The organism is Streptomyces sp. NPDC058812 (assembly GCF_042744565.1).
GTDB classification, from domain to species: Bacteria; Actinomycetota; Actinomycetes; order Streptomycetales; family Streptomycetaceae; genus Streptomyces; species Streptomyces thinghirensis.
In genome coordinates, this window is record NZ_JBHYOB010000023.1 from 46,570 (window position 1) to 62,538 (window position 15,969).

The 15,969-nt window shown below is 73.2% G+C and carries 17 protein-coding genes; 11 read left to right on the forward strand and 6 right to left on the reverse strand.

Features of this window, described 5'->3' with window-relative positions; all coding sequences use genetic code 11:
• Positions 1-17 precede the first annotated feature (17 nt).
• A complete protein-coding gene (locus ACFW48_RS33515; protein WP_386321618.1) occupies positions 18-1,178 on the forward strand; it encodes a type ISP restriction/modification enzyme in 1,161 nt (386 codons plus the stop codon).
• Positions 1,179-1,207: 29 nt separating this feature from the next.
• Here ACFW48_RS33515 and ACFW48_RS33520 read toward each other — a convergent pair whose 3' ends face one another.
• The gene (locus ACFW48_RS33520; protein WP_386321620.1) at positions 1,208-1,912 is read right to left on the reverse strand and encodes a TetR/AcrR family transcriptional regulator C-terminal domain-containing protein; all 705 of its coding nucleotides are present in this window, start codon (positions 1,910-1,912) and stop codon (positions 1,208-1,210) included.
• A gap of 63 nt (positions 1,913-1,975) precedes the next feature.
• Here ACFW48_RS33520 and ACFW48_RS33525 point away from each other — a divergent pair, with 63 nt between their 5' ends.
• Both ACFW48_RS33525 and ACFW48_RS33530 read left to right on the forward strand, forming a co-directional pair.
• Entirely contained in the window at positions 1,976-2,923 is a 948-nt protein-coding gene (locus ACFW48_RS33525; protein ID WP_386321623.1) for an ATP-binding cassette domain-containing protein, read from the forward strand.
• Positions 2,920-3,714, forward strand: a complete 795-nt coding sequence (locus tag ACFW48_RS33530; RefSeq protein ID WP_386321626.1) for an ABC transporter permease — start codon at positions 2,920-2,922, stop codon at positions 3,712-3,714. The genes ACFW48_RS33525 and ACFW48_RS33530 overlap by 4 nt, the downstream gene beginning before the upstream one ends.
• Positions 3,715-3,911: 197 nt before the next feature.
• Here the strand turns inward: ACFW48_RS33530 and ACFW48_RS33535 are convergent, their stop codons facing one another.
• From ACFW48_RS33535 to ACFW48_RS33545, 3 genes are all read right to left on the reverse strand, one after another.
• Positions 3,912-4,181, reverse strand: coding sequence for a hypothetical protein (locus tag ACFW48_RS33535; protein WP_055416136.1), 270 nt, complete (start codon positions 4,179-4,181; stop codon positions 3,912-3,914).
• A 115-nt stretch (positions 4,182-4,296) separates the two neighbouring features.
• Positions 4,297-5,115, reverse strand: a complete 819-nt coding sequence (locus ACFW48_RS33540) for an anti-sigma factor domain-containing protein (protein ID WP_386321629.1) — start codon at positions 5,113-5,115, stop codon at positions 4,297-4,299.
• On the reverse strand, positions 5,112-5,654 hold the full coding sequence (locus tag ACFW48_RS33545) for a sigma-70 family RNA polymerase sigma factor (protein WP_386321632.1): 543 nt from the start codon (positions 5,652-5,654) through the stop codon (positions 5,112-5,114). Before ACFW48_RS33545 ends, ACFW48_RS33540 begins: the two co-directional genes overlap by 4 nt.
• Before the next feature lie 458 nt (positions 5,655-6,112).
• Here ACFW48_RS33545 and ACFW48_RS33550 point away from each other — a divergent pair, with 458 nt between their 5' ends.
• Positions 6,113-7,798 carry a serine/threonine-protein kinase gene (locus ACFW48_RS33550; protein WP_386321637.1) on the forward strand — a complete coding sequence of 562 codons (1,686 nt, stop codon included), beginning with the start codon at positions 6,113-6,115 and terminating at the stop codon, positions 7,796-7,798.
• Here the strand turns inward: ACFW48_RS33550 and ACFW48_RS33555 are convergent.
• Positions 7,768-8,574: an SGNH/GDSL hydrolase family protein gene (locus ACFW48_RS33555; protein ID WP_386321639.1), complete on the reverse strand. Its 807-nt coding sequence runs from the start codon at positions 8,572-8,574 to the stop codon at positions 7,768-7,770. The genes ACFW48_RS33550 and ACFW48_RS33555 overlap by 31 nt on opposite strands.
• Positions 8,575-9,192: 618 nt before the next feature.
• Here ACFW48_RS33555 and ACFW48_RS33560 point away from each other — a divergent pair.
• The 5 genes from ACFW48_RS33560 (at position 9,193) to ACFW48_RS33580 (ending at position 13,937) form a co-directional block, all read left to right on the forward strand.
• A complete protein-coding gene (locus ACFW48_RS33560) occupies positions 9,193-10,080 on the forward strand; it encodes a glycosyltransferase family 2 protein (protein WP_386321641.1) in 888 nt (295 codons plus the stop codon).
• The gene (locus ACFW48_RS33565; RefSeq protein ID WP_386321643.1) at positions 10,077-11,078 is read left to right on the forward strand and encodes a glycosyltransferase; all 1,002 of its coding nucleotides are present in this window, start codon (positions 10,077-10,079) and stop codon (positions 11,076-11,078) included. Before ACFW48_RS33560 ends, ACFW48_RS33565 begins: the two co-directional genes overlap by 4 nt.
• Positions 11,071-11,889, forward strand: coding sequence for a polysaccharide deacetylase family protein (locus ACFW48_RS33570; RefSeq protein WP_386321645.1), 819 nt, complete (start codon positions 11,071-11,073; stop codon positions 11,887-11,889). The genes ACFW48_RS33565 and ACFW48_RS33570 overlap by 8 nt, the downstream gene beginning before the upstream one ends.
• A 99-nt stretch (positions 11,890-11,988) precedes the next feature.
• Positions 11,989-13,083, forward strand: a complete 1,095-nt coding sequence (locus ACFW48_RS33575; protein ID WP_386321647.1) for a DUF5925 domain-containing protein — start codon at positions 11,989-11,991, stop codon at positions 13,081-13,083.
• A 29-nt stretch (positions 13,084-13,112) separates the two neighbouring features.
• Positions 13,113-13,937, forward strand: a complete 825-nt coding sequence (locus tag ACFW48_RS33580) for a DUF72 domain-containing protein (RefSeq protein WP_386321649.1) — start codon at positions 13,113-13,115, stop codon at positions 13,935-13,937.
• A 9-nt stretch (positions 13,938-13,946) separates the two neighbouring features.
• On the opposite strand, the gene ACFW48_RS33585 is transcribed toward ACFW48_RS33580, so the two are convergent.
• A complete protein-coding gene (locus ACFW48_RS33585) occupies positions 13,947-14,315 on the reverse strand; it encodes a GntR family transcriptional regulator (protein WP_386321651.1) in 369 nt (122 codons plus the stop codon).
• A gap of 71 nt (positions 14,316-14,386) precedes the next feature.
• Here ACFW48_RS33585 and ACFW48_RS33590 point away from each other — a divergent pair, with 71 nt between their 5' ends.
• Positions 14,387-15,316: a GNAT family N-acetyltransferase gene (locus ACFW48_RS33590; protein WP_386321653.1), complete on the forward strand. Its 930-nt coding sequence runs from the start codon at positions 14,387-14,389 to the stop codon at positions 15,314-15,316.
• The gene (locus tag ACFW48_RS33595; protein ID WP_386321655.1) at positions 15,297-15,797 is read left to right on the forward strand and encodes a DUF402 domain-containing protein; all 501 of its coding nucleotides are present in this window, start codon (positions 15,297-15,299) and stop codon (positions 15,795-15,797) included. The genes ACFW48_RS33590 and ACFW48_RS33595 overlap by 20 nt, the downstream gene beginning before the upstream one ends.
• Positions 15,798-15,969: the final 172 nt, after the last annotated feature.

Consider the following 15,969-nt stretch of genomic DNA (forward strand, 5'->3'; position numbering starts at 1 on the left):
GGGCACCCCGTCGTACGATGCCCAGCGTGACGCACGACGACGCTCCGCCGCTGGCGGACCTCATGCCGTGGTCCGTCGCACCGCCGCGGCTCGGCCGGGGGTGGCCGACGGCACCCGACGCGACGTCCCTCAAAGCCCGCTGGGACGCCCTGATGAAGGCCGAGGGGCCCGACCGTGAGGGCCTGTTCGAGCCGACGCGCTCGCGGACCGCGCACACGGCGGTCGGACAGCTGCCGGGCGGGGCCGGCGGCACCGAGAAGCTCGCGCGGGCCTCGGGGCCGTGTCCGGAGCCGGTCCGTGTGCTGCGCGCGCCCTTCGACGAGCAGTGGCTCATTCCCGACCACCGGCTGATCGACGCGGCCCGTCCGGAGCTGTGGCGGGTGGCGGACGAGCGACAGGTCTTCGTCGTGGAGGCGCCCGACGCCGCCGGCCTTCCCCTGCTCGTCGCGTCCTCGCGGCTGCCGCTGCTCGGCGGAGCCCGGGTGCGCCCGCTGTACCGGCGTCCCGCTGGGGCGGAGCCGAACCTGGCCCCCGGTCTCCTCGACCACCTGGCCGCCCGGCTCGGCCGGCGTCCCGCGCCGGGGGACGTACTGGCCTGGGCGGTGGCGACCGTGCGGGAGGGCTCCCTGGTCCCGCTCACCGCGGACGCCGCGCTGTGGGAGCGCGGGGTCGACCTGGGCCGGCGCGCCCTGTGGCTGATGCGCCGCGACGGGGAGCGCCCCAAGCTGCCCGGCGGCCGTCGCCCGTACGTCCGCGCGCCGCTGCCCGCGCGCCCGCTGACCCTGCGCTACGACCGGGACGAGGAGGCCCTGTACCTGGACGAGGGCCGGGTCTCCCCCGTGCCGCCCGATGCCTGGGACTTCGAGGTGGGCGGGGTGCGGGTGCTGGAGCAGTGGTTCGCGGCCCGTACCGCCGAGGGCGCGCCGGGCACGCTGGCGGCGATCCGCCCGGCCACCTGGCCGCAGACCTGGACGTCCGAGCTGCTGGAACTGATCACGGTCCTCGCCCTGCTCGCCGAACTGCGGCCGCGGTGCCGGGAACTGACCGTGACGGACGGGATCACGTCGGCCGAGCTGCGCGAGGCGGGCGTCCTGCCGGCGCCCCCGGCGGCCCGCCGGCCGGCCTCCGTCCTGGACGGCCGGGAGGAGGGGCCGGAGGGGCAACTGGCGCTGCTGTAGGCCCGCCTGGCCCGGGGCCGGTTCCCCGCTCAGGCGAACCCGTCCAGCACCCGCGTCAGGGCCCGCTCGAAGACCGCCTCCAGGTCGATCGGGCCGGCGTCCTCGGCGAAGGACGCCGCCAGCCGCGGATAGGCACCGCTCGCGACCTGCCGGCCCAGGTAGGCGACGCGCATGGCGTTCTCCTGCTCCTCGGACCAGGGCAGTGAGCGGGTGCGCTCGACGGTGGAGATCTCGTTGGCGACGTAGGTCGTCACGACGCCGTTCACCATGGCGACCAGCTCCATCTTCGTGCCGTAGGGCGCGTCGAAGGGGTCGAGGCAGGCCAGGCAGTGCTCCAGGTAGCGCAGCGCGTTGGGGCTGAAGCCGTAGACCGGGGACATCAGGCGGGGCAGCCAGGTGTGGCGGTGCATCAGCGTCCGGGTCTGGCGGGCCACCCGGATCATGTCCGCGCGCCAGTCGCCGCTCGGCTCCCACAGCTCGTGCTCGGCGCTGACGGCGTCCATCATCAGCTCGTACAGGTCCTCCTTGCGGGGGACGTAGTTGTAGAGCGACATGGTGCCGCAGCCCAGCTCGCCGGCCACGCGGCGCATGGAGACCGCGTCCAGTCCCTCGGCGTCGGCGATCCGCACCGCGGCGGCGGCGATGTCGGCGCGCGTGTACGCCGGTCTCGGCCCCCGGCCGGTGCGCTCGGGGCGCGCCCAGATCACTTCGGGTACGGCCGCTCGGCCCGCCATGGTGCATCACCTCGACCACCATCCTAGTTACGTACAGCGTACGTAGTGCACTATGGTCGACCCATGACTACTACGTACGCTGTACTTAGTGAAGGGCTGGAGAAGCGCTTCGGTGACGTGCACGCACTCCGGGGGCTGGATCTGGCGGTGGCCGAGGGCACGGTGTGCGGGCTGCTCGGGCCGAACGGGGCGGGCAAGACCACGGCGGTGCGCCTGCTGACCACCCTGTGGCGGCCGGACGCGGGTTCGGCGCGCGTCGCCGGGCACGACCTGGTCCGCGAGGCCGCCGCCGTCCGTCGCCGGATCGGTGTGACGGGGCAGTACGCGTCGGTGGACGGGGACCTCACCGGACGCCAGAACCTGCGGCTGTTCGCCCGGCTGCATCGGGTGCGGGACGCCTCGGCGCGGGCCGACGAGCTGCTCGACCGCTTCGCGCTGACCGACGCCGCCGACCGGCCCGCGTCCACCCTGTCGGGCGGCATGCGGCGGCGTCTCGACCTGGCCGCGAGCCTGGTCCGGCGCCCCGAGGTGCTGTTCCTGGACGAGCCGACGACGGGTCTCGACCCGGCCAGCCGCAACCAGATCTGGGACGCCGTGCGCGCCCTGAAGGAGGAGGGCACGACCGTGCTGCTCACCACGCAGTACCTGGAGGAGGCCGACCGCCTCGCCGACGACATCGCCCTGGTGGACCGGGGCCGGGTCGCGCACACGGGGTCGCCGGCCGAACTCAAGGCGCTGGTGGGGGCGTACGCGGAGGCCGTCGTCGCGGACACGGACGCCATGGCGCGGGCGGCGGCGGTCCTGGACCGGCTCACCGGCGCACAGCCGGCGCTGAACCACGACCGGCGCACCGTCGGCGCGGTCAGCACCGATCCGACGCTGACCCTGCCGCGCCTGGTGCGCGAACTCGACGCGGCGGGCGTGCCCCTGGTGGACGCGAGCCTGCGTCCCCCGACCCTCGACGACGTCTTCCTCCGCCTCACCGGCGACAACAAGGAGCTTGTGGCATGAGCACGGTGGCCCACGACCTGGCGTACGACGGCACGGCGATGCTGAGCCGGCAACTGCGGCGGCTGCGGAACAATCCGGGGCTGCTGATCCTCACCCAGACGATGCCGGTCATGATGCTGCTGTTCTTCGGCTACGTCTTCGGCAGCGCACTGGCGATGCCGGGCGAGGAGTACCGGTCCTTCCTGGTGCCGGGCCTGCTGGTCGCGACGGCAGCGAACGGCATCATGACGGGCATGTTCCAGGCCGCCCAGGACACGCACCGGGGCGTGACGGACCGCCTGCGGACGCTGCCGGTGAGCCGGGCGGCGGTGCCGCTCGGGCAGTCGGTCGCGGACATGCTCGTCACGGCCGCCGGGACGGTGCCCTTCCTGCTGGTCGGGCTCGCGGTGGGCTGGCGGGTGGAGGGCGGTGTGCTCGGCGCGGTGGGCGCCGTGGGGCTGTTGCTGCTGTTCCGGTTCGCGACGACGTGGGTCGGGATCTTCCTGGGGCTGCTCACCCGGAACGAGGAGGCCGCCGGTCAACTGGGCGGCGCGACCTTCATCCTGCCGCTGCTGTCCAACGCGTACATCCCGACCGAGGGACTGCCGGGCTGGCTGCGCACGGTCGCCGAGTGGAATCCGGTCAGCGCGGTGACCACGGCGCTGCGCGATCTCTTCGGCAACGCGCCCGTGCCGGAGGGGGCCGCCTGGCCGGTGGCGCATCCCGTCGCCGGGTCGCTGGCCTGGTGCGCGGTGCTGCTGGCGGTGTTCGTCCCGCTCGCCGTACGCCGGTACGCGCGCGGGGAGGGCTGAGCGGGCCGACGGGCGTCACCGCCGGGGCGGGAGTCGGCGGGACGGACGTACGGGAGGGACGGGCGTACGAACGGGTACGGGGCGTACGGAGGATTACCCGCGCTCGGGAGCACACCGGGGCGCCGCTGCGTGCCGTGGGGACGACGGACGAGTGCGCGGCGCCGCGCCGGGTCGGTGTGATCGCCGGCGCGCGGGCCTCAGTTGCCGCCGAACAGCGAGCGGCGCAGTCGGCGCAACGGCGCGAACAGCGAGACCCGGCGCACCCGGGCGCCCCTGCTGCTGCGCTTGTGCGCGGGCTCACGCGCGGTCAGCTCACGCATCAGCGACGTCGCCTCCACCGTCTCCCGTTGCGGGAGGGCAGGCCCTCCGAGCACCGCGAGATGGCGGTCGAGACGCGAGCTGGTCGCGCTGCTTCCGCACGTGATCGCAGGGACCCTTGCCCTGCTGCGCACTGTTATCTGTTCCATGTCACTCCCCACCCGTACGAGTCCACCCGGCCCGGGCAGAGTAACCCTATCGCCCCGGTACGGCATGCGTGTATCGCGGTCACAGGATTCACCTTCCCCGTAAGGGGGTTGACGATTACTCTCCGAATCCAACAGGTTCCAGGGTGAGTTGGACAACCGGCCTGCTCGTCGGGCGGGCCGAGCCCCCGTCGGGCTCGATCGTCACGGCCAGTGAGGTGGCGGCCCGGTTCAGGCCGGAGGCGATCAGGGGCGTGTCGCCGTCGAGGAGCCCGAGGGAGCGCGGTACTGCGCCGGGGCGCATGAGCCAGAGTTGGCGCACGCGGTCGCCGGACGGCTCGCCGTACCCGCTCAGGGTGACGACCGCGCGCCCCTCGGAAGCGGAGGCGACCACTCCGATACTGCGGCCCCGGTCGTCCTCGCCGCTCGTCGCGCGGGCGTCCGGCGCGGCCAGAACGTGGGCGATCTCACGCGCCCGGTCCCGCGCGGTGTCCAGTTCGCCCTGGGTCCGGTTCGCCTGGACGGCGAAGAGCGAGGCGACCACGAGCGCCGCGGCGGCCGTCGCCGTGGCGAAGGGCACGAGCAGGGGGCGCGGCCGGGACGCGCGGGAGCGCTCCGGCGGCGGCTGGACGCCCCACACGTGCGGCGGCAGCCGGCGCACGGGCCCACGCCCGGGCGCCGGCGCGGGCTCCTGCGCGGTGGTGCGTACGGCGGCCAGGACCCGGTCGCGCAGGGCGGCCGGTGCCGGGGCGGCCGTGGGCCAGGCCAGCCGGACGGCGTCCTCGGACAGGGCCCGCACCTCGGCGGCGCAGCGCTCGCACCCCTCCAGGTGCCGTTCGAAGCGGACCCGTTCGGCGCCTTCGAGGGCGTCCAGGGCGTACGGGGCGGCGAGCGAGTGGAGGTCGCCGCGGCGCGGCAGCCGGCCGAAGAGGCTCACGCGACACCTCCCAGGCAGTCGCGCAGGCGGTTGAGTCCGTCTCTCATCCGTGTCTTCACCGTGCCGAGCGGGAGGGAGAGGCGCTCGGCCACCTCCCGGTAGGTGTAGCCGTCGTAGTAGGCGAGGGTGACCGACTGGCGCTGGAGTGCGGTCAGGCGGTCCAGGCAGCGGCGCACCCATTCGCGTTCGAGGCCCGCCTCGACCTCCTCCGAGACCTGGTCGAAGGCGGGGTGGTGGGCGCGGCGGGCCTCGCGCTGCTCGCGTTCGCCGGCCGCGCGGGCGCTGCGCACCCGGTCGACGGCGCGGCGGTGGGCGACGGTGAGGATCCAGGACAGGGCGCTGCCGCGGCGCGGGTCGAACCGCGCGGCGGACCGCCAGAGTTCGAGCAGCACCTCCTGCGCCACCTCCTCCGACTGGGCGGGGTCGCGCACCACGCGCCGTACGAGTCCGAACACCGGTCCGGAGACCAGCCCGTACAGCTCCTCGAAGGCCTTCTGGTCGCCGTCCGCCACGAGCATCAGCAGCTCGTCCGCCTCCACCCGGTCCCCCTCTCCCCGCGGGCCGCGCCCGGCCCGTCCGCGTCACCGCCGGGCGCGCGGCGTGCACGCCCCCGCAGGAGTTACGGATCGGCGGGCGGAAAACGCGGGTCGGCCGGGCACGTCTTGGCCGCGGGACCGGATTCCGGGTTCTTCACAGGGTCTTCCGGGCCCTGCCCCGGCTCTGAGCAGACCCCCGAGACCCCCCGGTACTCACACACGCACGCCAGAACGCAGTCGCACTCAGTCAGATCCCACCAGGCCTCGACCTCGTTGCCGTGGCCCGCGTACGGCGTCGGGCCGCTCCACCCGGGTCGGCGTTCGTGGTGGTGGTCCTCGGGGCCGGTTTGGTGTTCAGGGGGCCGCATCCGCCCTCGGCTGAGCTACTTTTGGGAGGAATGCGGGAGTGATTCGGGCCCGTTCCCGGGAAATGTCCGCGCGAGACCTCACAGGGGGCGCCGGTGTCCGGAGAACCCGGCGGTGAGCGCGTGATCGACGACCGCTACCGCCTCCTGTCCCCCCTCGGCGAGGGCGGCATGGGCACGGTGTGGCGCGCCCGCGACGAGGTGCTGCACCGCGAGGTCGCCGTCAAGGAGGTGCGCGCGCCCGCCGGGTTACCGGAGACCGATGTGCGGCGGATGTACGCGCGGCTGGAGCGCGAGGCGTGGGCGGCCGCCAGGGGCGCCCACCACAACGTGGTCACGGTGTACGACGTGGCCACCGACGGCGGCCGGCCCTGGATCGTGATGGAACTGGTCCGCGGACTGTCACTGTCCGACCAATTGGCGGCCGAGGGGCCGCTGGAGCCGCGGCGGGCCGCGCGGATCGGTGCCGAGGTGCTGGCCGCGCTGCGGGCCGCGCACGGGGCGGGGGTGCTGCACCGGGACGTGAAACCGGCCAACGTGCTGCTGGCGAACGACGGCCGGGTGGTGCTCACCGACTTCGGGATCGCCATGGTCGAGGGCAGCTCGGCGCTGACCATGACCGGCGAGGTCATCGGATCGCCCGAGTTCCTCGCTCCGGAACGGGCGCTGGGCCGCACGCCCGGTCCCGAGTCCGACCTCTGGTCGCTGGGCGTGCTGCTCTACGCGGCGGTCGAGGGCGCCTCGCCCTTCCGTCAGGACACCCCGCTGAGCACCCTGCGGGCGATCGTCGACGAGGAGTTGCCGCCGCCGCGCCGGGCCGGTGCGCTCGGGCCCGTCATCGAGGGCCTGCTGCGCAAGGACCCGGCGGAACGGCTCCCGGCCGAGCGTGCCGAGCGGGAGCTGCGGATCCTGGGCGCCGGGGGAACCGCGCCGCCCGCGGACACGGTGCCGGCCGGCCCGTACGCCCCGACCGTCGCGGCCCGTCCGGAACCGGTCCCGCCGACTCCGCCGATGCCGATGCCGATGCCTGGGCCGGTGCCGGCGACTGCGACGGCCGCCCGGTCCGCACCCACCTCGCCCGAGGGCCGGGACCGGCGCGCGCGGGCGGTACTGGTCCTGGGGCTGGTGGTGCTCGCGCTCGCACTGGCCGGACTGACGTACGCACTGCTGAACCGCTCGGACGGCGGTGGCGGTACGGAAGGTCCGGGCGGGAGCCAGGGCCCTGGGGCGAATTCGGCCGCGCCGAGCCGGACGGAGTCGAGTCAGGAGCCGAGCCCGTCGGCCTCTTCCGGCAGCAACAGTCCGGAGAGCAGTCCCGCACCGCAGTCGGTGAAGGTCTCCGTGGCGGGCTCGCACACCGAGTACTCGGGGACCTGCCCTCCGCCGCACGACCGGGCGCCCGCCTTCACGGCGACGTTCACGGTGGGGCGGCTGCCCGCGCAGATCGGCTACCGCTGGGTGACGGAGGACGGGTCGGTCTCCGACCCGGGGTGGAAGACGTTGTCCTTCCCCGCGGGAGGTGACCGCTCGCGGCAGGACACGGTGGTCGTGACGGCGAACGACGACAGCGGCACGTTCGAGAGTGCCGTCCGCGTGGAGGTGCGGTCTCCGGTGGAGGCCACGTCGAACTCGGTGGCGTTCTCCGTGACCTGTGGGACGGGGACGGGAACGGGGACGGAGACAGCGCCGGAGGGGGAGACCCCGACGGGCGGGGCCTCCCCTTCCTCTTCTCCTTCTCCTTCCGCCTCCGGTCAGGCGGCGCCGTTGAGGACCGGCAGGTAGCCGCCGGACTGGCCGGCCGCGGTCGGGTGGTACGACTCGCCGATGTTGAGCCAGTTCACGCTGTGCAGCCAGGAGTTGCCGGAGCAGATCTCGTGGCCGGTGAAGGTGGGACGTACGTCGCCGAAGGTGAAGCCGTGGTCGGCGGCGCGCTTGGCGATGGCGGTGTTGAGGTGGTCGGAGGCGTCGTTGATCGCTTTCCGCTTGGTCTCGGAGAGACCGATGCAGGAGGTGCCGAGCTGGTAGAAGCGCGGGTAGCCGAGGACGACGACGTGGGCGCCCGGCGCCTTGTTGCGGATGGCCGAGTAGACGCTGTCGAGGTTGCCGGGCAGCGTCGAGTCGACGTACGCCTTCGCGGTGGCGATCCGCGACAGGCAGGCGCTGTCGGACTGGAGCACACACGTCGTCATGGCGTCGGCGAAACCGGCGTCGTTGCCGCCGACGCTGACCGAGACCAGGCCGGTGGCGGAGCCGAGCGGGCCGAGCTGTCCGGCGAGAACATCACCCGTACGGGCGCCGGCGCAGGCGGTGAAGTCGAACGACGAGGGTGAGTTGGCGGCGGCCCACAGGTACGGATGGGCCTTCGTGCTGCGCTTGCAGTCGCCGCTGGAGGCGATGTAGCTGCCCGCTCCGACCCCGGAGGAGTAGGAGTCACCGAGCGCCACATAGCCCCCGGCAGCGGCGTGTTGGGCCGCCTGAGCGGTCGCGGCCCCGGTGAGGGCGGCGCCGGCGGCGAGGAGGAGTGAACTCAGGAAGCCGACAAGTCGGGAACGTCTCATGGAACCTCCTTTAGCAGGATCTCCGCTACAACCGTGGTAACGGCTACGCGCGTCGACAGGAAGTGTCCATGCCAAGAAATGGCTGACAGTCATTCAATATCGGACGAAAGTCAGCGCGAACACCAGTGCGCCCTTGACGCTCCCCTGCGGGCCGGGTCACATTGAGGCCCGGCATCTTGGGCTTCGGGGGGCAAAGCGGAACGATCCGGGGGACCGGCGCCGCGTGAAAACGCCCCGCAAGAAGAACGGATGACGGCAAACCAACAAAAACGTGATACCTGGTTCCAGGTCTTGCCATATGGGTTCAATCGTCAATACCGTCATACATCTCCCGCATCGGTACGTCGGCAAGCGGCTCAGGGGAGGGCTCGAGGCCGCGGCGGACCGGGGCGGGACGCGCGGTAGGGGGGTGCCGTGCTCGGTGACCGCATCGGTGACCGGGCCGTGCCGCGCAGTCGGCTGCCGTTTCTTTCCGGCGTCGACAGGCTTTGCCAGCTCACCTGGCACGCACGGAGATCCATGCCGTCGCGCCGTGGGTGATAACCCCCCTTTCGAACCGGATACAGAGCCGGACCGCCCCTGGGGCGGGCGGTCCGCCGGACGAGAGGGAACAGACTCATGAGCTCAGTCCTGCAGCCGGCGTCGACGGGCAACGATCCGTCTTCCGATCCGACATCCGATCCGTCACCGGCCGAGAAGTACCGGCCCGTCTCCTCGCATCTGGCGATAGCTCCGCCGGTGAGCGTGGTGATACCCGCCATGAACGAGGCGGAGAACCTTCCCTACGTCTTCAAGACACTGCCCGACTGGGTCCACGAGGTCGTCCTCGTGGACGGCAACTCCACCGACGACACCATCGAGGTCGCCCGGGAGCTGTGGCCGGACGTCAAGGTCGTCGAGCAGCGCGGCAAGGGCAAGGGGGACGCGCTGATCACCGGCTTCAAGGCGTGCACCGGCGACATCATCGTGATGGTCGACGCCGACGGTTCGGCCGACGGCCAGGAGATCGTGTCCTACGTCTCCGCCCTCGTCTCCGGCGCCGACTTCGCCAAGGGTTCCCGCTTCGCCAACGGCGGCGGCACCGACGACATGACCTTCATCCGCAAGCTCGGCAACCGCGCCCTGTGCGCGGTGGTCAACCGGAAGTTCGGCGCCCGCTACACCGACCTCTGCTACGGCTACAACGCCTTCTGGCGGCACTGCCTGGACAAGATCGACCTCGACTGCACCGGCTTCGAGGTCGAGACCCTGATGAACATCCGGGTCGTCAAGGCCGGCCTGAAGGTCCAGGAGATACCCAGCCACGAGTACCTGCGCATCCACGGCGTCAGCAACCTGCGCGCCGTGCGGGACGGGCTGCGGGTGCTCAGAGTCATCCTCGACGAGCGCTCCAACCGGCGCGCGCTGCACAGCCGTACCCACTCGCCGACGCTCGGCCCGGCCGGCCCGGTCACTCCGGCCCGGCCGGTCACTCCGATCGTCCCGGTCCGGAGGAAGGCGTCTTGAGCGGTTCCGACGCCTCGCCCACGGTCTCCGTCGTGATCTGCGTCTACACCGAGGACCGCTGGGAGGACATCCTCGCGGCGGTCTCCTCGGTGCGGGCGCAGTCCCACCCGGCCCGGGAGACACTGCTGGTCGTCGACCACAACGAGGCGCTCCGGGACCGGCTGCTGAAGGAGTACAAGGAGGCACGGGACGTGCGGGTGCTCGCCAACGCGGGCCCCCGCGGCCTGTCCGCCGGACGCAACACCGGCATCGCCGCCTCGCGCGGGGAGGTGATCGCCTTCCTCGACGACGACGCCGTGGCCGAGCGCGACTGGCTGCGGCACTTCGCCGAGGGGTACGCCGACCCGGCGGTCGTCGCCGTCGGCGGGCGCACGGTGCCCGTCTGGGCGTCGGGGCGCCGGCCCGACTGGTTCCCGGCGGAGTTCGACTGGGTGGTGGGCTGCACGTACCGGGGTCTGCCGCCCGGCCGGGTCCGGGTGCGCAACGTGCTGGGCGGCAACGCCTCCTTCCGGCGCGAGGCGTTCGACGCGGCGGGCGGCTTCGCCACCGGCATCGGACGCGACGGCGACAAGCGCCCGCTGGGCTGCGAGGAGACCGAACTGTGCATCCGGCTCACCCGCGCCCGGCCCGACGCGGTGCTGCTGATCGACGACCGGGCGGTGATCCACCACCGGGTGCCCGAGGTGCGCGAGCACTTCGGCTACTTCCGCACCCGCACCTACGCCGAGGGTCTGTCCAAGGCCCTGGTGGCGCGCAGCGTCGGCGCCGCCAAGGGCCTGGAGTCCGAACGCCGGTACGCCACCCGGGTCCTGCCGGCCGGTGTGGTGCGCGGACTGCGCGACGCCGTGCTGGCCCGGCCGGGCGGCGCGGGACGGGCGGGCGCGATCGTCGCCGGGGTGCTCACCGCGGCGGGCGGCTACGTGGTGGGGAGCGTACGGGCGCGGCGTGGCGGGGCGACGTTCTCCGTGGCACCGGTCGAGGGGGGCGCGCATGGCTGAGGAGGCCGAGGAGTACGACGCGCGGGTGCCGATCCTCATGTACCACGCGGTCGCGGCCGACCCGAGCGACGCGACCCGCGTGCTGTCGGTGACCCCGGAGGCGTTCGCCGAGCAGATGGCGGCGATCGCCGACCGGGGCATCACCCCGATCGGCACCGCGGAGCTGGCCGCCGCATGGCGCTCCGGCCGGCCGCTGCCGAAGCGGCCCGTCCTCATCACCTTCGACGACGGCTACGAGGGGGTGCACCGGCACGCCCTGCCCGTCCTCGCCAAGCTCGGCTTCCCGGCCACCCTGTTCGTCACGACCGGCTGGCTGCGCGGCCCGTACGTCACCGGGGGCGCCCTGGACACCATGCTCGACTGGGACCAGGTCCGTGAACTGGCCGCCGCCGGCGTGGAGATCGGCGGGCACAGCCACACCCACCCGCAGCTCGACCAACTCGGCGAACAGCGGTTGCGGTTCGAGCTGATCCACTGCAAGGAGATCGTCGCCGACCAACTGGGCTCCGTACCGGCCTCGTTCGCCTACCCCTACGGGTACTCCGACCGCCGGGTGCGGCGGGCGGTGCGCGAGACGGGGTACGCGCAGGCGCTCGCCGTCGGCAACGACCTGGCGCGCCGCGCCCAGGGGCCGTACGCCCTGCGGCGGGTCACCGTGCGCAGGAGCACGGGGCCCGACGAGTTCGCCCGGCTGGTCGAGGGCCGCGCGATCGCCCGTACCTTCGCCCGGGACCGGGCCCTCACCAAGGGGTACGCCGTACTCCGCGGGACACGGCGGGCGCAAAGGCGGGCGTCGGGGGCCGGTGCCTGAACCGCCGGCCGCCCGACCGCCGACCGCCGCGTGCCGTCCTTGCCGCGTGTGCCCGGGAAACCGGGTGCACGCGGCGGCCGTGTGCCGGATCATGGCGGCATGTCCGTGAACCCGCACGAGGCCCTGCCGATCCGGCTCAACGTCGACGACAGCGACTCCCCGTCAGATGTCATCGACGCGCTGTTCCTCGGCCGTTTCGCCACGGGCGAGCAGCCGTACTCGCACGCGGCGAACATCGACCGCGTACGGTCCGGTGCGACGCTGCTGCCGCCCGGCGCGCGCGTGCTGCGGAACGCCCGCGACGACGACCGCAGCGCGACGCTGGCGGAGGGCGACGGCTGGACGCTGCTGATCTCGCGCTGGAACCGGGGCGCCGACGTCACGGTGACGGCGACCAGCGCCGACCTGGCCGAGAAGGTGCTCGCGGACGCGACGGACGGCGCGGCGGACGAGCCCGAGCCGCAGCCGGAGAACGTGACGATGGGCTTCTGGTACGTCTCCCCGCGGCGCGGCCCGCACCGCACCACCCGGCAGATCTCCGCGGGCACCTGGGACGAGGTCCGGGCCAACTACACGGCGCCGGTCGCGGACGCGATGGACGGTCTGATGAAGACGACCCCCGAGGACATCGCGGGCCGGCTGCTGCTCCTGCACGGGCCGCCCGGCACCGGCAAGACGTCGGCGCTGCGCACGCTCGCCCGGTCCTGGCGGGACTGGTGCCAGGTGGACTGCGTCCTCGACCCCGAGCGCCTCTTCTCCGACGTGGGCTACCTGATGGACATCGCCATCGGCGAGGAGGACGCGGCGGGCAAGGGCCGCTGGCGGCTGCTGTTGCTGGAGGACTGCGACGAGCTGATCCGCGGCGAGGCCAAGCACACCGCCGGCCAGGCGCTCTCCCGGCTGCTGAACCTGACCGACGGCCTGCTCGGCCAGGGCCGCAACGTCCTGGTCGGCGTCACGACCAACGAGGATCTGGAGCGCCTCCACCCCGCCGTCGTCCGCCCCGGCCGCTGCCTGGCCCGCATCGAGGTCGGCCCGCTGACCCGCCGGGAGGCGGTGGACTGGCTCGGCACCGAGGAGGGGGTGGGCCGCGAGGGCGCGACGCTGGCGGAGCTGTACGCGCTGCGCCGGGGCACCTCGCCCACCGCGCTGCCGGAGCCGCGGGACGGCGCGGAGGCCGGACTGTACCTGTAGTGGGGGCGGTCGGGTGTTTTGATGGGGGTATGACCCTGTTCGTCGGCACGTCGGGCTGGCAGTACCGGGACTGGCGGGACGTCCTGTACCCGCCCGGCCTGCCCGTACGGCTGTGGCTGGAGCGGTACGCGGCCGGCTTCGCGACGGTCGAGATCAACAACGCGTTCTACCGGCTGCCCACCCGGGAGACGTTCGAGGCGTGGCGCGATCGGGTACCGGCGGACTTCGTGGTCGCGGTCAAGGCGAGTCGCTACCTGACCCACATCAAACGGCTGCGGGACCCCGAGGAACCGGTCGACCGCCTGATGACCCACACGGCGGGCCTGGGCGACCGCCTCGGTCCCGTCCTGCTGCAACTCCCGCCGACGCTACGGAGCGACCCGCCCCTCCTGGACGCCTGCCTCGCCTGCTTCCCGCCCGGGACTCGGGTCGCGGTCGAGCCCCGGCACGAGTCCTGGTGGACACCCGAGGTGCGCGGAGTCCTGGAGTCGCGGGGCGCGGCCCTGTGCTGGGCCGACGTCCGGGCCCGCCCGGCCACCCCGCTGTGGCGCACCACCGACTGGGGCTACGTCCGCTTCCACCAGGGGCGTGCCGCGCCGTGGCCGCACTACGGACGCCGGTCGCTCATGACATGGGTCGACCGCATCACGACGACGTGGCCGGAAGGTTGCGACGTGTACGCGTACTTCAACAACGACCCGACGGGGGCGGCGGTCCGGGACGCGACGGCGTTCGCCAGGCTGGCGCAGGCAGCGCGGCTGACGGTCACCCGCACGCCCCCCAGGGGCGCGGGGCTGAGACATTGTGCGGCTCCGCCGCGCGGGCGCGACCAGCCACCACGCACCCGCGGATAGAAGAGCGCCTCAGTCCCCGTAGGCCGCCCGCAGGGCGTCCCGCGCCGCGCCCAGCGCGTCCGCCTCCCCGAGCCCCAGCCGCCGTGCCCGCGCGGCGTACTCCTGCGCGGCGGACGCCAACTCCCGCTCGGCGGCAGAGCCCGCGGCAGCGACAAACGTTCCGTTGCGCCCCCGCGTCTCGATCACCCCGTCCCCCTCCAGCGCCCGGTACGCCTTGGCGACCGTGTTCGCGGCGAGCCCCAGGGACTCCGCCAGTCCGCGCACGGTCGGCAGCCGGTACCCGACCGGCAGCGCCCCCGACCGCGCCTGTTCGGAGATCTGCGCGCGCACCTGCTCGTAGGGCGGGGCGCCGTCGTCGATGTGGATCTTCAAGGTCACGGGGCGATTGTCCCGCATCCCCGGGAAAATGAGAGGCATCCGACCGCCCGTCCGCCGTAGCGTGCGCCGACATGACCGTTCTTGTGCGGGACCTGCGTCCCGACGATCCGGCCGACGTCGCGGCCTTCGCCCATGTCCGCCATGTCGCCCTGCCGTTCATCCTGTGGACGCCCGAGGCCGTCGTCCATCACCTCCTCCACACCCACCCGGACGCCCGGAGCCGGTCCCTGGTCGCGGAGGAGGGCGGGGAGATGATCGGGACGGCCCAGGTGGGGCTGGTGCACGACAGCCCGGAGCCCGGTCAGGCGTACCTCAACATCTACGTCCACCCGGACAGGGTCGGGCGCGGTGCCGGCGGGCTGCTGGTGCGTACGGCCGAGGAGTACCTGGCCACCGAGGGGGCGACGAGGCTGTTCGCCTGGGTGCTGGACGAGCCCGCCAGCCTGGCCTTCGCCGAGCGGCACGGCTACGAGCGGCGGCGCTCCGCCCACTTCCTCCGCTTCGACCTGGCGAACGGCACGCTGCCGCCCCTGCCGTCCCCTCCCCCGGGTGTCGAACTGCGCACCGCCGCCGACTTCGCCGACGATCCCCGCCCGATGTTCGAGCTGGACGCGGAGACGCTGGAGGACGAACCGAGCGATGTCGACATCGAGTTCACGGACTACGAGGCCTGGCTCGCGGAGACCTGGCGGCATCCGCTGCTGAACCGTGAACTGACCACGGTCGCGGTCGTCGACGGCCGTCCCGTCGCCTTCAGCGTCGCCTACACCGACGGCGGCACCCGCTATTCGACCGCGATGACCGGCACGGTCCGTGCCCACCGCGGCCGGGGTCTCGCCAAACTCGCCAAGACCGACTCCCTGTACCGGGCCCGTGCCGCCGGATACACGGAGGCGTTCACGGGCAACGACACCGACAACGGCCCGATGCTCGCCATCAACAAGTGGCTCGGGTACGAGGTCTGCGGGACGGAGGTGCGTCATGTCCGCGAACTCGGCTGAGCCGCCGGCCGGGGTGGATGTCGTCCTGGTCAAGGCGGGCCGCACGAAGATCCGGTACGCGGGCGAGTTGCTGCACGACGACGGCACCCGCGTGGCGGTCCGCGCCCCCTGGGCCGGTGCCGGCGTCCGCGACTTCGGCTTCGTGCGCTTCGAGGCAGGCGACGTCTTCACCGAGTACTACTGGCGCGACCGGTGGTACTCGGTGAAAGAGGTCCGGACGGCGGCCGGCCTGCTCAAGGGCTGGTACTGCGACATCACCCGTCCCGCCGTACTGACCGGCACGGAACTGGTCGTGGAGGACCTCGACCTGGACCTGTGGCGCTCCGCGGACGGCACGGAGGTACTGCGGCTGGACGAGGACGAGTTCGCCGAGAGCGGTCTGGCGGAGCGGGATCCCGCGGCCGCTGCCGCCGCCGTGGCCGCGCTGGACGAACTGGAGCGGCTGGCCCGCGGGGGCGGATTCACGAACTTGTTGGTCTAGGGCCTGTCTGACAATTCGCGTCGTCGCCCGAAGGGCGGCCTCGCGGCGTCAGGTGCGTGCTCTGGGGGTCCCCCCGGCCGAAGGCTGGGGGAGTGCCGGGCGTAGAGCCTCGTACTGGATGTACTTGGCTCTGCGCCCGGTGCGGCGAGAGTGCGTGCATGGCGCCGCGAGG

Excerpts from the sequence above, each read along its gene's own strand:
- ACFW48_RS33515 (WP_386321618.1), top strand. The coding sequence starts at position 18 with ATGCCCAGCGTGACGCACGACGACGCTCCGCCGCTGGCGGACCTCATG.
- ACFW48_RS33520 (WP_386321620.1), bottom strand. The coding sequence starts at position 1,912 with ATGGCGGGCCGAGCGGCCGTACCCGAAGTGATCTGGGCGCGCCCCGAG.
- ACFW48_RS33525 (WP_386321623.1), top strand. The coding sequence starts at position 1,976 with ATGACTACTACGTACGCTGTACTTAGTGAAGGGCTGGAGAAGCGCTTC.
- ACFW48_RS33530 (WP_386321626.1), top strand. The coding sequence starts at position 2,920 with ATGAGCACGGTGGCCCACGACCTGGCGTACGACGGCACGGCGATGCTG.
- ACFW48_RS33535 (WP_055416136.1), bottom strand. The coding sequence starts at position 4,181 with ATGGAACAGATAACAGTGCGCAGCAGGGCAAGGGTCCCTGCGATCACG.
- ACFW48_RS33555 (WP_386321639.1), bottom strand. The coding sequence starts at position 8,574 with ATGAGACGTTCCCGACTTGTCGGCTTCCTGAGTTCACTCCTCCTCGCC.
- ACFW48_RS33560 (WP_386321641.1), top strand. The coding sequence starts at position 9,193 with ATGAGCTCAGTCCTGCAGCCGGCGTCGACGGGCAACGATCCGTCTTCC.
- ACFW48_RS33570 (WP_386321645.1), top strand. The coding sequence starts at position 11,071 with ATGGCTGAGGAGGCCGAGGAGTACGACGCGCGGGTGCCGATCCTCATG.
- ACFW48_RS33575 (WP_386321647.1), top strand. The coding sequence starts at position 11,989 with ATGTCCGTGAACCCGCACGAGGCCCTGCCGATCCGGCTCAACGTCGAC.
- ACFW48_RS33580 (WP_386321649.1), top strand. The coding sequence starts at position 13,113 with ATGACCCTGTTCGTCGGCACGTCGGGCTGGCAGTACCGGGACTGGCGG.
- ACFW48_RS33590 (WP_386321653.1), top strand. The coding sequence starts at position 14,387 with ATGACCGTTCTTGTGCGGGACCTGCGTCCCGACGATCCGGCCGACGTC.
- ACFW48_RS33595 (WP_386321655.1), top strand. The coding sequence starts at position 15,297 with ATGTCCGCGAACTCGGCTGAGCCGCCGGCCGGGGTGGATGTCGTCCTG.